At 71.4% G+C, this 12194-nt stretch carries 14 protein-coding genes and 1 pseudogene; 7 read left to right on the forward strand and 8 right to left on the reverse strand.

Annotated features, from left to right (window positions below):
- Window positions 1-229: pseudogene (locus tag GRC12_RS34375) on the reverse strand (transcriptional regulator); the annotation flags it as partial.
- Window positions 230-352: 123 nt separating this feature from the next.
- Between GRC12_RS34375 and GRC12_RS34380 the strand changes: the two are divergent.
- From GRC12_RS34380 to hemC, 3 genes are all read left to right on the forward strand, one after another.
- Window positions 353-1537: an MFS transporter gene (locus tag GRC12_RS34380; protein WP_208783781.1), complete on the forward strand. Its 1185-nt coding sequence runs from the start codon at window positions 353-355 to the stop codon at window positions 1535-1537.
- Between the two features lie 48 nt (window positions 1538-1585).
- Window positions 1586-1858 carry a hypothetical protein gene (locus tag GRC12_RS34385; RefSeq protein WP_208783783.1) on the forward strand — a complete coding sequence of 91 codons (273 nt, stop codon included), beginning with the start codon at window positions 1586-1588 and terminating at the stop codon, window positions 1856-1858.
- 62 nt (window positions 1859-1920) lie between these two features.
- Window positions 1921-2856, forward strand: a complete 936-nt coding sequence (gene hemC / locus GRC12_RS34390) for a hydroxymethylbilane synthase (RefSeq protein ID WP_208783785.1) — start codon at window positions 1921-1923, stop codon at window positions 2854-2856.
- Window positions 2857-2875: 19 nt separating this feature from the next.
- Here hemC and GRC12_RS34395 read toward each other — a convergent pair whose 3' ends face one another.
- From GRC12_RS34395 to GRC12_RS34410, 4 genes are all read right to left on the reverse strand, one after another.
- Window positions 2876-3397: a hypothetical protein gene (locus tag GRC12_RS34395; protein ID WP_133047651.1), complete on the reverse strand. Its 522-nt coding sequence runs from the start codon at window positions 3395-3397 to the stop codon at window positions 2876-2878.
- 192 nt (window positions 3398-3589) lie between these two features.
- Window positions 3590-4450 (reverse strand): ABC transporter permease, encoded by an 861-nt coding sequence (locus GRC12_RS34400; RefSeq protein ID WP_208783787.1) that lies wholly within the window; start codon window positions 4448-4450, stop codon window positions 3590-3592.
- Window positions 4410-5252 carry an ABC transporter ATP-binding protein gene (locus tag GRC12_RS34405; protein ID WP_208783789.1) on the reverse strand — a complete coding sequence of 281 codons (843 nt, stop codon included), beginning with the start codon at window positions 5250-5252 and terminating at the stop codon, window positions 4410-4412. Before GRC12_RS34405 ends, GRC12_RS34400 begins: the two co-directional genes overlap by 41 nt.
- The gene (locus tag GRC12_RS34410; RefSeq protein ID WP_208783790.1) at window positions 5249-5701 is read right to left on the reverse strand and encodes a MarR family winged helix-turn-helix transcriptional regulator; all 453 of its coding nucleotides are present in this window, start codon (window positions 5699-5701) and stop codon (window positions 5249-5251) included. The genes GRC12_RS34405 and GRC12_RS34410 overlap by 4 nt, the downstream gene beginning before the upstream one ends.
- 258 nt (window positions 5702-5959) lie before the next feature.
- On the opposite strand from GRC12_RS34410, the gene GRC12_RS34415 reads away from it, so the two are divergent.
- The gene (locus tag GRC12_RS34415; RefSeq protein ID WP_208783791.1) at window positions 5960-6754 is read left to right on the forward strand and encodes an RNA polymerase sigma factor SigF; all 795 of its coding nucleotides are present in this window, start codon (window positions 5960-5962) and stop codon (window positions 6752-6754) included.
- Window positions 6755-6775: 21 nt separating this feature from the next.
- Here the strand turns inward: GRC12_RS34415 and GRC12_RS34420 are convergent, their stop codons facing one another.
- Complete coding sequence (locus tag GRC12_RS34420; RefSeq protein WP_165955052.1) at window positions 6776-7111, reverse strand: ANTAR domain-containing protein; 336 nt, start codon at window positions 7109-7111, stop codon at window positions 6776-6778.
- A 172-nt stretch (window positions 7112-7283) separates the two neighbouring features.
- Here GRC12_RS34420 and GRC12_RS34425 point away from each other — a divergent pair, with 172 nt between their 5' ends.
- On the forward strand, window positions 7284-8087 hold the full coding sequence (locus GRC12_RS34425) for a VOC family protein (RefSeq protein ID WP_208783792.1): 804 nt from the start codon (window positions 7284-7286) through the stop codon (window positions 8085-8087).
- A gap of 47 nt (window positions 8088-8134) precedes the next feature.
- Here the strand turns inward: GRC12_RS34425 and glgX are convergent, their stop codons facing one another.
- Both glgX and GRC12_RS34435 read right to left on the reverse strand, forming a co-directional pair.
- Window positions 8135-10252 carry a glycogen debranching protein GlgX gene (gene glgX, locus GRC12_RS34430; RefSeq protein ID WP_208783796.1) on the reverse strand — a complete coding sequence of 706 codons (2118 nt, stop codon included), beginning with the start codon at window positions 10250-10252 and terminating at the stop codon, window positions 8135-8137.
- A 26-nt stretch (window positions 10253-10278) separates the two neighbouring features.
- Window positions 10279-10788 carry a pep a2 gene (locus tag GRC12_RS34435; protein WP_133047644.1) on the reverse strand — a complete coding sequence of 170 codons (510 nt, stop codon included), beginning with the start codon at window positions 10786-10788 and terminating at the stop codon, window positions 10279-10281.
- 318 nt (window positions 10789-11106) lie between these two features.
- Here GRC12_RS34435 and GRC12_RS34440 point away from each other — a divergent pair, with 318 nt between their 5' ends.
- Window positions 11107-11406, forward strand: coding sequence for a DUF5133 domain-containing protein (locus tag GRC12_RS34440; protein ID WP_208783793.1), 300 nt, complete (start codon window positions 11107-11109; stop codon window positions 11404-11406).
- Between the two features lie 70 nt (window positions 11407-11476).
- A partial coding sequence (locus GRC12_RS34445; RefSeq protein WP_208783794.1) for a maltotransferase domain-containing protein occupies window positions 11477-12194 on the forward strand: 718 nt, incomplete at its 3' end.

Consider the following 12194-nt stretch of genomic DNA (forward strand, 5'->3'; position numbering starts at 1 on the left):
GGCCGAGGAAGTCGGGGGTGTAGCCGCCGGTGCGCGGGAGGAACAGCCACAGTGGCGACAGGTCGAGGCCGGCCAGGGTGCGGCGCATCCGGCGCAGCCAGGTGCGGTGGTAGCCGTGCCGGGCCGGGCGGCGCAGCATGCGCAGCGCCTCGTGGGTCTGGCACAGCGGCGAGACGGCGAACCGGCAGCGCGTCAGGTCCTCGGTGCCCAGGTGCAGGGTCAACGGCAAAGCGGCCTCCGTGAGCGGTTGGCGATTCGGTCCCGAACGAAACAGTAGAAGCCTCTCTCCCGGAACCAACACGCTTGCCGCCGACCGCACTTGGCCGTCCCCCGACACCACGGAGACCTTCGGATGGGCAACCCGCCTCCGGCGCCCTGGCGCAGGGCCGCCGTCGTCGCGGCGCTGATGCTGGCGGCGTTCACCTTCAACACCACCGAGAACCTGCCCGTGGGCCTGCTCTCCCTGATGGCGGACGACCTCGGTGTCTCACTGACGGCCGTGGGCGCGCTGGTGACCGGGTACGGCCTGACCGTGGCCGTGGTGTCGCTGCCGCTCGCCCATGCCACCCGGTCCATCCCCCGCCGGTATCTGCTCGCCGGGCTGCTGGGCGTGCTGGCGGTGGGCTGCTGGGCCTCGACCCTCGCCACGGCGTCGTACGGGCTGCTGCTGGCGGCGCGCGTCGCGACCGCGCTGGCGCAGGCGCTGTTCTGGGCGGTGATGGGGCCGGTGGCGGTCGGCCTGTTTGCCCCCGAACGGCGCGGGCGCGTCATCGGGTTGCTCTCCGTGGGCGGTTCGCTGGCCACGGTGCTGGGGGTCCCGGCCGGCACCTGGCTGGGCGGACACGGCGGCTGGCGGGCGCCGTTCGCGGTGCTCGGGGTGCTGGCGCTGGTCTCGCTCCTGGTCGTCGCCGCTGTGCTGCCGACATCGCGTCCGCGGGAGAGCCACGCCGCGTACGGCGCCGCGCCGGACCGGCGCCGGTTCCTCGTCGTCCTCGCCACCACCGCCCTGTCGGTGACCGGGGCGTTCACGGGATGGACGTACGTCGTGGCCTTCCTGGACGAGGTCAGCGGATTCGGCGAGGACGCGGTCAGCGCCGTGCTGTTCGCCTTCGGTGTGGCGGGACTGGCCGGTGTCACCCTGACCGGCCCGCTGCTCGACCGCTTCCCGCGCGCCACGCTGTGCGTGCCGGTAGCGGCGCAGACGGCGGCTCTGCTCGGTCTCTACGCGGGCGGGAGCGACCAGGTGACGGCCGTCGCGCTGCTCATGCTGCTCGGCGCGTCCGTGGGGCCGGTGTTCATGGCGACCCAGAGCCAGGTGCTGCGGGTCGCCCCCGGCCGTACCGAGACGGCTCTGGCGGCGAACTCGGCCGCCTTCAACGTGGGTGTGGCCGCCGGGGCGCTCCTGGGCGGCGGCCTGTTGCCGCTCGCCGGCCTGCGCGGCACCTTCCTGGCCGGCGCGCTGCTCACGGCGGGCGCTCTCACGGTGCTGACGTGGCCGGCCCCCAAGCCGGCGACAGCGCCCGCCCGGTCGCGGTGATCCCAAGCGGAGCCGTTCGCAGAAGTGGTACGGCCCTCGACGGGCCGGATGAGCGGTGCCGGGACCTGTTCGGCCGCCGCGGACCCGGAGGAGCCGATCCGGATCACCGGGGTCGTCTGGCCGGGGCTGTGGATGGGCGAGGCCCACCGGCGCCGGCACCGCCCGACGGTCGACCGGTCGATGGGATGGGGACACAGCTCCCAGTGGCGTACGGACATTCGAGTCGACCTGCGCACCGAGAACGGCGTCAACGCCGCCGAACTCGGCGGTACGCCCGGATGGGACCCCTTCGACGGACGGCTGAGCACCTCTGCGGCGTGATGCGCGTCCCGATTGGCGTGATACGGCACGGACACCCGCTCACGGAGGTCTATCGTGTCCGCATGTCCCTCCCCGAACTGATCCGTATCGTCTCCCGCGACTCGCCCATGGCGCTGGCCCAAGTGGAGCGTGTCCGCGCCGAGTTGGCCGCCCTGCACCCCGGTGTGCGCACCGAGGTCGTGCCGGTGAAGACGACCGGTGACAAGTGGATGGGCGTACTGTCCCAGGTGGAGGGCAAGGGCGCGTTCACCAAGGAGGTGGACGCGGCACTGCTGGCGGGTGAGGCCGATCTCGCGGTGCACTGCCTCAAGGACGTGCCCGCCGACCGTCCGCTGCCGACGGGGACGACCTTCGCCGCGTTCCTCAAGCGGGACGACATCCGGGACGCCCTGGTGCATCCGGACGGTCTGACGCTGGACGAACTGCCGGAAGGGACGCGGATCGGCACCTCCGCGGTGCGCCGGGTCGCCCAACTCGCGGCCACCCACCCGCACCTGGAGTGCGTGCCGTTCCGCGGGAACGCCAACCGGCGGCTGGCCAAGCTGGAGGCGGGCGAGGCGGACGCGCTGCTGCTGGCGGTGTCGGGGCTGGAGCGCATCGGCCGTACGGACGTGATCAGTGAGGCCCTGTCGCCGGAGACGATGATGCCGTCCATCGGCGCGGGGATCCTCGCGCTGCAGTGCCGGGAGGGCGACACCGAGCTGATCGACGCGGTCAGCGGGCTGGGCGACCCCGGCACGCACCGGGAGGCCACCGCCGAACGGATGTTCCTGCACGTCCTGCAGGGCCACTGCAACAGCCCGATCGCCGGCTACGCGCGCGTGGACCATGCCGGGGAACTGTCGCTGCGCGCCTGCGTCTTCACCCCCGACGGCAAGACCCGGCTCAACGCCCACGAGTGGGCCGGCCGGCTCGACCCGGCCACGCTGGGTACGTCGGTGGCCGTGGCGCTGCTGCGTCAGGGCGCCCGGGAGATCATCGACGGCATCCCGCACTGACACCCGTCATCAACGCCGGTCAGGCGGTGCCCTCTTCGGCCTGGTCGCGCAGGAAGTTGCTGACCTGGTGGGCCAGTCCCTCGCGCAGCGTGCCGGCGGGGGCGCCGACGGAGTCCTCGTGCAGTCCGATGCCGCCCGCCCACAGCCGGCGGTCGGCCCAGTCGTCGTCGACCCGCAGCTGGATCTGGACGTCGACCTGGCTCAGCCAGTCCTCGGGCCCGGCCGCGTACAGCACGGCGGTGGCGCGGCGCAGCGGGTAGACGTCGAAGCCCTCGATGAACTGCGAGTTGCGCCAGTCGATGAACGCGGACTCGCCGTCGGGGCCGATCCGCACGTCGATCTGGCCGTCCTCGAGATGGATGGTGCAGGCCTGCTCGCCCCGGTTCTCGACGGTCACCCGCAGGGCGAAGTAGGTCAGCCCGGCGGCCGCGTCGTCCCGTCCGCGCGGGGGCTCGGCCGCTTCCAGACGGTGGACGCGGACACGCAGGCCGGCATGCTCGTCGTACTCCTGCCAGTCCCCGACCACGTTCGGCTCGTACACAGTCCACCTCTCGACCTCAGAGAGCTGCTTCCTATCTGTGTGCTCAGTGCACTGTCAAATGAGCAGAATGCGCTGTGGCCAGCGAATTCGCCCCCTTTGATCACTGATCAAGCCGTGCGCAGGAACAATCGCGAAAACCGGCCAGGCGCCCTCTCGCGCGTGCGTGCCGCACATCACGTTCCCCGGGTGTGATCAGCGGGCCAGCCGGCCCAGGAGCGAGGAGGCCGCGGTGATGCCGAGCGCGGCGGCCACGAGCAGCACCCCGAAGTCGAGCGCCACGTGCGCGTGGACGCCGATGAGCAGCCCGCGCAGGGCGTCCACCTCGTAGCTGAGCGGGTTGACCTTGCTGACCGTCTGGAGCCAGCCCGGCATGACGGAGACCGGGTAGAGGGCGTTGGAGCCGAAGAACAGCGGCATGGTGATGGCCTGTCCGATACCCATCAGGCGGTCGCGGCTCAGCACGATGCCGGCGATGGTCATCGACAGACAGGAGAAGAAGGCGGATCCCAGGATCACGATGGCCGCCACGGCGAGCAGCTTCAGCGGGTTCCAGGTCAGGGCCACGCCGAGCAGCGCGGCGATGATGACGACCACGACGGCCTGGATCACCGACTTCACGCCGGCCGCGAACGCCTTGCCGGTGATCAGTGCCGAGCGCGGGGTCGGCGTGACCAGCAGCTTGTTGAGGACGCCGGCGTCGCGTTCCCAGATGATCTGGATGCCGTAGAAGATCGCGATGAACATCGCGGACTGGGCGATGATGCCGGGCGCCATGTAGTCGATGTAGGGGATGCCGCCGGTGGGTATCGCCCGGATGCGGGTGAAGGTCTGGCCGAAGATCAGCAGCCACAGGGCGGGCTGGACCGCGCGCGTGTACAGCTCGGTGCGGTCGTGGCGCAGCTTCTGCAGTTCGACGGCGCACATCGCCCCGACCCGGGCGGGCAGCAGCCGCCAGCCCGCACGCGGCCGGGGCGGCCGCAGGAGCAGGTCGATGCCGGCGGCGCGTGGGGCGTCAGCCGACGCGGTGCGCGGTGCGGCGGGTGCTTCGGACATCGCGGAAATCTCCTGACTCGTCGTCGAGACCGCTGCCGGCGACGTCACGGAAGACGTCCTCCAGGGTCGGCAGGGTGTCGGTGTCCCGGCGGTCGGCGAGGCCCTGACGCAGTTCGGCGGGCGTGCCGAGGGCCCGGATGCGGCCGCGGTGCATCAGCGCGACCCGGTCGCAGTACTGGTCGGCCTCGTCCATGTAGTGGGTGGTCACCAGCACGGTCATGCCGGTGGCCTCGCGCACGGCGTTGATGTGCTCCCACACGCCGCTGCGGGCGATGGGGTCGAGGCCGATGGTCGGCTCGTCGAGGATCAGCAGCCGGGGTGCGCTGACCAGGGCCTGGGCGAGTTCGAGGCGGCGGATCATGCCGCCGGAGTAGGTCTTGGCGAGTCGCTCGGCGGCGTCGGTGAGGTCGACGGCGGCCAGGGCCTGGCCGACCCGTGCGGCCCGCTCGCGCCGGGAGACGTCGAAGACACGGGCGAACAGTTCGACGTTCTCGCGTCCGGTGAGACCGGCGTCGGCGGACAGCTGCTGCGGCACGTAGCCGAGCAGGCGTCGTACGGCCATACGGTCCTGGGCGGCGTCGTGCCCGAAGACACGGACCTTGCCGGCCGGGACCGGCAGCAGGGTGGTGATGCAGCGGATGGCCGTGGTCTTGCCGGCACCGTTCGGGCCGAGCAGGCCGAAGACCTCGCCCTCCCCCACCGTCAGATCGAGTCCGTCGACCGCGTCGGTCTCGCCGAAGGAGTACCTGAGGCCGGTGCAGGCGATGGCCTCGGCGTGTTCGGTCCCGGCGTCCTGCGTCATGATTCCTCCGCCTCCTCGTGCAGGTTCTCGGCGAGCTTGCGCAGGGCGGGGACGGCCGTGCGCAGGGCCTCCCGGTCCGTCTCGCCGAGCCCGGCGAGGCCGCCTCGTACGAGTTCCGCGCGCCGTTTGCGCCATTCGGCGATCCGCGCCTCGGCGGCCGGGGTGGGCAGCAGCCGGGCGGCACGGCGGTCGGCCGGGTCGGTCTCGCGGACCAGGTAGCCCTGCCGGGACAGCTGGTTGACCAGCGTCGACACCGAGTTCCCGGCCAGGTGCAGGTCCCTGGCCGCGTCCGAGATGCCGACGCCGGGCCGGGTCACGACCAGGCGCAGCAACTCGACCTCGGCACCCCGCAGCTGCGGGGCGATCTGCTGACGAAGCCGGCGCCTGAGCCTGCGCTGGACGCCGATGAGGGCGTCGATCAGGTCGTCCGGGAAGTCTTCCGGTTCCACACCCGAGAGATTACCTCTGTAGCAGAGGTAATCGATCCCAAGGGACGGTCAAGCCGCGCTGCGCGGCCACCCGGTCGCGATCCGTTACCGTATGGCCCGTTTTGTTTTGAAAGGGGTGGTCCCGGGCATCCGAATTACGTGCTTCGGACTGGAGGCACGTCCGTGGGAGCCGGTCAGGCCCCGGATGTCCTCCGCAGGCCCGGTCCGCGCCTCCCGCGGTGTCTGTCCACCCAGCACCGCCCGAGGGAGGTGCGCGCGATGCGCGTCACCACCAGCAGAACCAAACCCCACCCGCATGACGACGCCCCCGACACGGCCGACGCCTTCGAGCGACTGACCCGGATGCCCGACGGCCCCGAGCGCAAGGCGCTGCGGGACGAACTGGTACGCATCTGGCTGCCCATGGCCGAGCGGATCGCCGTGCGGTTCAAGGGGCGCGGGGAGACTCTGGAGGACCTCTACCAGGTCGCCGCACTCGGCCTGGTCAAGGCGGTCGACCACTACGACCCGGCCCGCGGGCACGCCTTCGAGGCCTATGCCGTCCCCACCGTCACCGGCGAGATCAAGCGGCACTTCCGCGACCACATGTGGACCCTGCACGTGCCGCGCCGGGTCCAGGACCTGCGCAACCGGGTGCGGCAGGCGGCCAAGGACCTGTCGCAGACCACCCCGGGCCGGGCGCCGACCGTCGCCGAGATCGCCGAGCGGGCGCAGCTGAGCGAGGCCGAGGTGCGCATGGGGATGGAGGCCCTGGACTGCTTCTCCACGCTGTCCCTCGACGCCGAGATGCCCGGAACCGACGGCTACGCCCTCGCGGACGCGATCGGCGGACCGGATCCGGGCTACGACGTCGTGGTCGACCGCGTGGCGGCGAGCCCGTGCCTGCAGGCACTGCCCGAGCGCGAACGGACCATTCTCTACCTGCGGTTCTTCCGCGGAATGACACAGAGCCGGATCGCCGAGCAGCTCGGCATCTCGCAGATGCACGTCTCCCGGCTGCTCAGCGCCTGCTTCGCCCAACTGCGGGAGCAGCTGCTGGCCCAGACCCGCTGAGGGCCCGCGTACCCCGGCCTCTCACTCTTCAGGTGGGGCGCCGGGGACCTGTGTCGGGCCGTAGCGGTCCAGGGCGTCCTCCAGTTCGGCCCGGATCTCCGCCGGCATCATGCCGCTGCGCCCCCAGATGACGATCAGCTCCGCGACATTGCGCAGCTTGATGTTGGTGTGCTGGGAGACGTCCTTCAGAACCGCCCACCCCTGATCGGGTGACACCCTGCCGAGAGCGACGACCATACCGATCGCCTGGTCCACGACGGCATGCGACGCCACGGCTTCCTTCAGCTGGTCCACCTGCTCCTCCAGCTCGAAGATCCGCTGGGTCTGGGCGGACTGCTCGTGCTGCTGTGCTGCCACGCATCCATGGTCGCACTCGCCGCGCCCCGCGCCAGCCGGGGCGCCGCAGGGGCCGAGGCCACCGTTTCGGCCCCCTCCCCGGGGTACTCGGCAGGCGCATCGAGCGGTTCCGGTTGGACACTGGTGACACACCGGTGGCCGCCGGAGGACGAGACCCCAGGACGCGAGTGCCATGAACGACCACACGACACGCCGCGGCGGTACGACCAACGTCGTCTCCACGCACTCCGTGTTCGGGGCCCCCTGCTGGGTGAGCCTGACCAGCCGCGACCTCGACGCCACCGAGGACTTCTACTCGGCCGTGCTCGGCTGGCAGTGGCGATCGGCCAAGCTCGGTGACCGGTTCCGGATGGCCATGGTGGACGGCACGCCGGTGGCCGGGATCGCCGGGGTCGCCTCCATGTGGCAGATGGCGGTGGCCTGGACGGCGTACTTCGCCGTGGCGAGCGCCGACGAAGCCGTGGCCCGCGCCCAGGAACGCGGCGGTACGGCCGCCGTCGGGCCGATCTCCTTCCCGCCGGGACGGGCCGCCCTGCTCGCCGACCGGGACGGGGCGACCTTCGGGATCTGGGAGGGCGAGCTCGTCTCCGACTGGGACAAGTGGCGCCACGCCGCCCCGACCTTCGTCCGGCTGCACACCCGCGACGCCTTCGACGCGGCGATCTTCTACGGCGAGGTCCTGGAGTGGGCCACCGAACGGCCCGGCTGCTGCGAGGTGCACTACGAGGGCGGCGAGGTGGTGCTGCGCAGCCAGGGCGACATCGTGGCCCGCATCGAGTCCGGGGCGCTCGGAGCGGCGCCGGACCCCACCATCCGGCCGCACTGGCAGGTCCACTTCGCGGTGGAGGACGTCGCCGCGTGTGTGCGGGCCGCGGAACTGCACGGCGGAAGCGTGCTGTCCAAGGGCAGCGACGAGGCGGTGCTGCGGGACGCGGACGGGGCGCAGTTCACGGTGACGTCGCGCCGCGAACGGTAGCGTCCCGCTTGGCTCTGGGCTCCGCCTCGGCCTGCTCAGCCGTTCACTCAGGGTTTTCTGCGGGAGGGGCGTGAGAGCAGGACCAGGCTGCGCGGCTCCACCAGCATCCGGGTGCCGGCCTTGTGTTCCGTCTCGTCGGGCGGTCCCTTGGTGACGGCGGTGTCGATCAGGGTCGTCCACCGCTCGCCGTACGCGGCGTCCGGGAGATGGAACTCCATCGGCTCCCAGTAGCTGTTGAACAGCAGCAGGAAGGAGTCGTCCACCACGCGGCGGCCGCAGGAGTCGTGTTCGGCGATGGCGTCGCCGTTGAGGAACGCGGCCACGGAGTGGGCGTCCGGGCGCTGCCAGTCCTCCTCCGTCATCTCCTGGCCGCCCGGCGCGAACCACACGAGGTCGGGCAGCGGCCGACGGGCGCGCACGGGGGTCTCACCGCGGAAGAAGCGGCGGCGGCGCAGCACCGGATGGGCGGCCCGCAACCCGATCACATAGCGTGTGAAGTCCGCGAGGTCCCGCTGCTCCTCGCTCAACCCCCAGTCCACCCAGGACACTTCGTTGTCCTGGCAGTAGGCGTTGTTGTTGCCGCCCTGGGTACGCCCGAGTTCGTCGCCGTGGCACAGCATCGGGATGCCCTGCGACAGCAGCAGCGTGGCGATGAAGTTGCGCTGCTGACGGGCCCGCAGCTCCAGGACGGCCGGGTCGTCGGTCTCGCCCTCGGCACCGCAGTTCCAGGACCGGTTGACGCTCTCGCCGTCCTGGTTGCCCTCACCGTTGGCCTCGTTGTGCTTGTCGTTGTACGACACCAGGTCGCGCAGGGTGAAACCGTCGTGCGCGGTGACGAAGTTGACGCTCGCGCGGGGGCGGCGCCGGCTGCGCTGGTACAGGTCGGAGGAGCCGGTCAGCCGGGACGCGAACTCGCCCAGCGTGTGCTCCTCCGCGCGCCAGAAGTCCCGTACGGCGTCGCGGTAGCGGCCGTTCCACTCCGACCACAGCGGCGGGAAGTTGCCGACCTGGTAGCCGCCCTCCCCCACGTCCCAGGGCTCGGCGATCAGCTTGACGCGGCTGATCACCGGGTCCTGCTGGATGAGGTCGAAGAACGCCGAGAGCCGGTCCACCTCGTGGAACTGCCGGGCCAGCGTGGCCGCGAGGTCGAAGCGGAAGCCGTCGACGTGCATCTCGGTGACCCAGTACCGCAGCGAGTCCATGATCAGCTGCAGCACGTACGGGTGGCGCATCAGCAGGCTGTTGCCGGTGCCGGTGGTGTCGTAGTAGTGCTTCCAGTCGCCGTCGACCAGACGGTAGTAGGAGGCGTTGTCGATGCCGCGGAAGGAGAGGGTGGGGCCCTTCTCGTTGCCCTCGGCGGTGTGGTTGTAGACGACGTCGAGGATGACCTCGAGTCCGGCCGCGTGCAGCGCCTTGACCATGGTCTTGAACTCGGTGACCTGCTGGCCGCGGGTGCCGTGGGCGGCGTAGGCGTTGTGCGGGGCGAAGAAGCCGATCGTGTTGTAGCCCCAGTAGTTGGCGAGGCCCTTGTCCTGCAGCACGCCGTCCTGCACGTACTGGTGCACCGGCATCAGCTCGACGGCGGTGACCCCGAGCGCGGTCAGGTGCTCGATCACCGCCGGGTGGGCGAGGCCGGCGTAGGTGCCGCGCAGTTCCTCGGGGACGTCGGGGTGGGTGCGGGTCAGGCCGCGGACATGGGCCTCGTAGATGACGCTCTCGGCGTACGGCCGCCCCGGCGGCCGGTCGTCGCCCCAGTCGAAGGCCGGGTCGGTCACCACGCCGAGCATGGTGTGCCCGGCGCTGTCGGCGCGGGAGCGGCCGTGCGGTGCGCGCTCGAAGAGGGAGGCGTGGTTGTCCACCTGTCCGTCGACCGCCTTGGTGTACGGGTCCAGGAGCAGCTTCGCCGGATTGCAGCGGTGGCCGAGCTCCGGGTGCCAGGGGCCGTGCACCCGGTAGCCGTAGCGCTGTCCGGGGCCGATGTCGGGCAGGTAGCAGTGCCAGACGAACCCGTCGACCTCCGTCACCGCGGCGGTGCTCTCGGCGCCCTCGTCGTCGACGAGGACGAGCTCCACGCGCTCGGCGACCTCGCTGAAGAGGGCGAAGTTGGTGCCCCTGCCGTCGTAGGTGGCACCCAACGGGTAGGGGTGCCCGCTCCACACGGGCACCCCTGCCTTGCGGCGGCGCTTCGCGGTCACCGGGCGTCCTCCAGCACGCCGGCACCGTCGGCCGGGGCCGCGAGGGCCGCGACGGGCACCTCGCGGGGCACCTGGCGCACCTCGCGCAGACTGGGCGCGGGCGCCACCGGTACGAGGGGGACGCGTTCGCCGGCGCGGGCGCGCTGCGAGAACCAGATGACCTTGCTGCCGGTGTCCGTGGCACAGCAGCCCCAGCCGTCGCTCATCGCGGCGATGCGCTGCAGACAGGACCGCAGGTCCTGGTCCGGGCGCAGTTCGCAGTCGTTCTCCCCGATGGCGGTGATCAGGTGCTGGCCGTTCCACCACATCTCGATCGACGTGTTCTTGTCGGTCGCGTGCTCGTCGATGGCCTTCAGCAGCAGCTCGGCGCCGCGGCAGACGGGGTCGACCAGCGTCTCGAGGTCCCAGAGCCTGAGGTGAGCGGCCAGGATGCGCCTGACCTGTCCGACTCGCTCCGGACTGACTTCCACGTCGAGGTGGTAGTAGCAGGGCACTGCGGTCTTCATCGTCGTTGGCTCCTCACCGGCGAAGCTCTCGCTCCTCCTCGTCCCTGGTGGGACGGGGCCCCGAACGCGAAGCGTGAGCACTGATCGCTTCTGAGTCACCCCAAGCGTGGGCGAACTACGCCATTCGTGCAACACGAGCGGACGCCAGGTGGGTGGCGCACACGACACGGTTGAATTTCCAACAAGACGCTGCGTTGTTGCACATGCACCATGTGTCACAGATCTCGATGCCCGTAACGGATCCGTGCGTGTCCACGCGCACGGCCGCCGCCCGACGGTCGGGAAACGCGCCATCGAGCCCCGAAAGTGAAGGGCGTCATGCTGCTACCGGCCAAAGCCGAAGTGGCCCGCCAACTGCGGCGGTACCGGGCGTGGGAACGCGTCATGCTCGCGTCCCCCGCGGACCGCGCGGTGCGGGCCACCTTCGAGGACTCCGGCTACACGCTGTGCGTGTTGATGGGCAAGCGCTGTGCCCGCGAGGCCGCGGACGCCGCCGAGCGTTATCTGCGGTCGAGTCTGGTCGCCTATCTGGCGGAGCAGGACGAGCGTCCCCGCGACGAGGAGGCCGACCGGCACGGTCCGCCGACCGACGTCCGCGGTTTTCTCGCCGGAAGGTGACCCTTCCGGCGCGGTTCGTATCCCCGGCCGGGCCCCGCGCCCGGCCTCGAGCACGGCGGAGGTGACACCCATGAGTTCGATCCCGGCCATCGGCCGTATCCCGGTGCGCGACGTCCATCCGGTCGTCGAGTGCGGCAGACGTCCCGCGAAGGCGGTCGCCGGAGAAACGTTCCAGGTGACCGCGACCGTGTTCCGCGAGGGGCACGACGCGGTCGCCGCGAACGTCGTCCTGACCGATCCCGAGGGCACCCACGGCCCCTGGACGCCGATGCGCGAGCTGGCCCCCGGTTCCGACCACTGGGGCGCCGAGGTCACACCGACCGCTCAGGGCCGCTGGACCTTCCGGGTGGAGGCCTGGAGCGACCCCGTCGCGAGCTGGCGGCACCGCGCCCGCATCAAGGTCCCGGCCGGCATCGACGCCGGCCTGGTTCTGGAGGAGGGCGCCGAGCTGTACGACCGGGTGGCCGCCGGAGTGCCCGAGGGTGCCGGGCGCGCCACGATCCTGCTGGCGGCCGAGACCCTGCGCGACGACGCACTGCCCATCGCCACGCGTCTGGCGGCGGCGTTGACGCCGGAGGTGGACGCGGTGCTGGCCCGGCATCCGCTGCGGGAGCTGGTGACGGCCTCCGAGACGCTGCCGCTGCTGGTGGAGCGGGAACGCGCCCTGTACGGCGCCTGGTACGAGTTCTTCCCCCGCTCCGAGGGCACCCCCACCCAGCCGCACGGCAGCTTCCGCACCGCCGCCCGCCGGCTGCCCGCGATCGCCGCGATGGGCTTCGACGTCGTCT

It is taken from the genome of Streptomyces griseorubiginosus (assembly GCF_017614965.1).
GTDB lineage: Bacteria > Actinomycetota > Actinomycetes > Streptomycetales > Streptomycetaceae > Streptomyces > Streptomyces griseorubiginosus_B.

What these genes read in the sequence shown, in the direction of transcription:
- GRC12_RS34380 (WP_208783781.1), top strand. Translation starts at nt 353, where the DNA reads ATGGGCAACCCGCCTCCGGCGCCCTGGCGCAGGGCCGCCGTCGTCGCG.
- GRC12_RS34385 (WP_208783783.1), top strand. Translation starts at nt 1,586, where the DNA reads ATGAGCGGTGCCGGGACCTGTTCGGCCGCCGCGGACCCGGAGGAGCCG.
- hemC (WP_208783785.1), top strand. Translation starts at nt 1,921, where the DNA reads ATGTCCCTCCCCGAACTGATCCGTATCGTCTCCCGCGACTCGCCCATG.
- GRC12_RS34400 (WP_208783787.1), bottom strand. Translation starts at nt 4,450, where the DNA reads ATGTCCGAAGCACCCGCCGCACCGCGCACCGCGTCGGCTGACGCCCCA.
- GRC12_RS34405 (WP_208783789.1), bottom strand. Translation starts at nt 5,252, where the DNA reads ATGACGCAGGACGCCGGGACCGAACACGCCGAGGCCATCGCCTGCACC.
- GRC12_RS34415 (WP_208783791.1), top strand. Translation starts at nt 5,960, where the DNA reads ATGCGCGTCACCACCAGCAGAACCAAACCCCACCCGCATGACGACGCC.
- GRC12_RS34425 (WP_208783792.1), top strand. Translation starts at nt 7,284, where the DNA reads ATGAACGACCACACGACACGCCGCGGCGGTACGACCAACGTCGTCTCC.
- GRC12_RS34435 (WP_133047644.1), bottom strand. Translation starts at nt 10,788, where the DNA reads ATGAAGACCGCAGTGCCCTGCTACTACCACCTCGACGTGGAAGTCAGT.
- GRC12_RS34440 (WP_208783793.1), top strand. Translation starts at nt 11,107, where the DNA reads ATGCTGCTACCGGCCAAAGCCGAAGTGGCCCGCCAACTGCGGCGGTAC.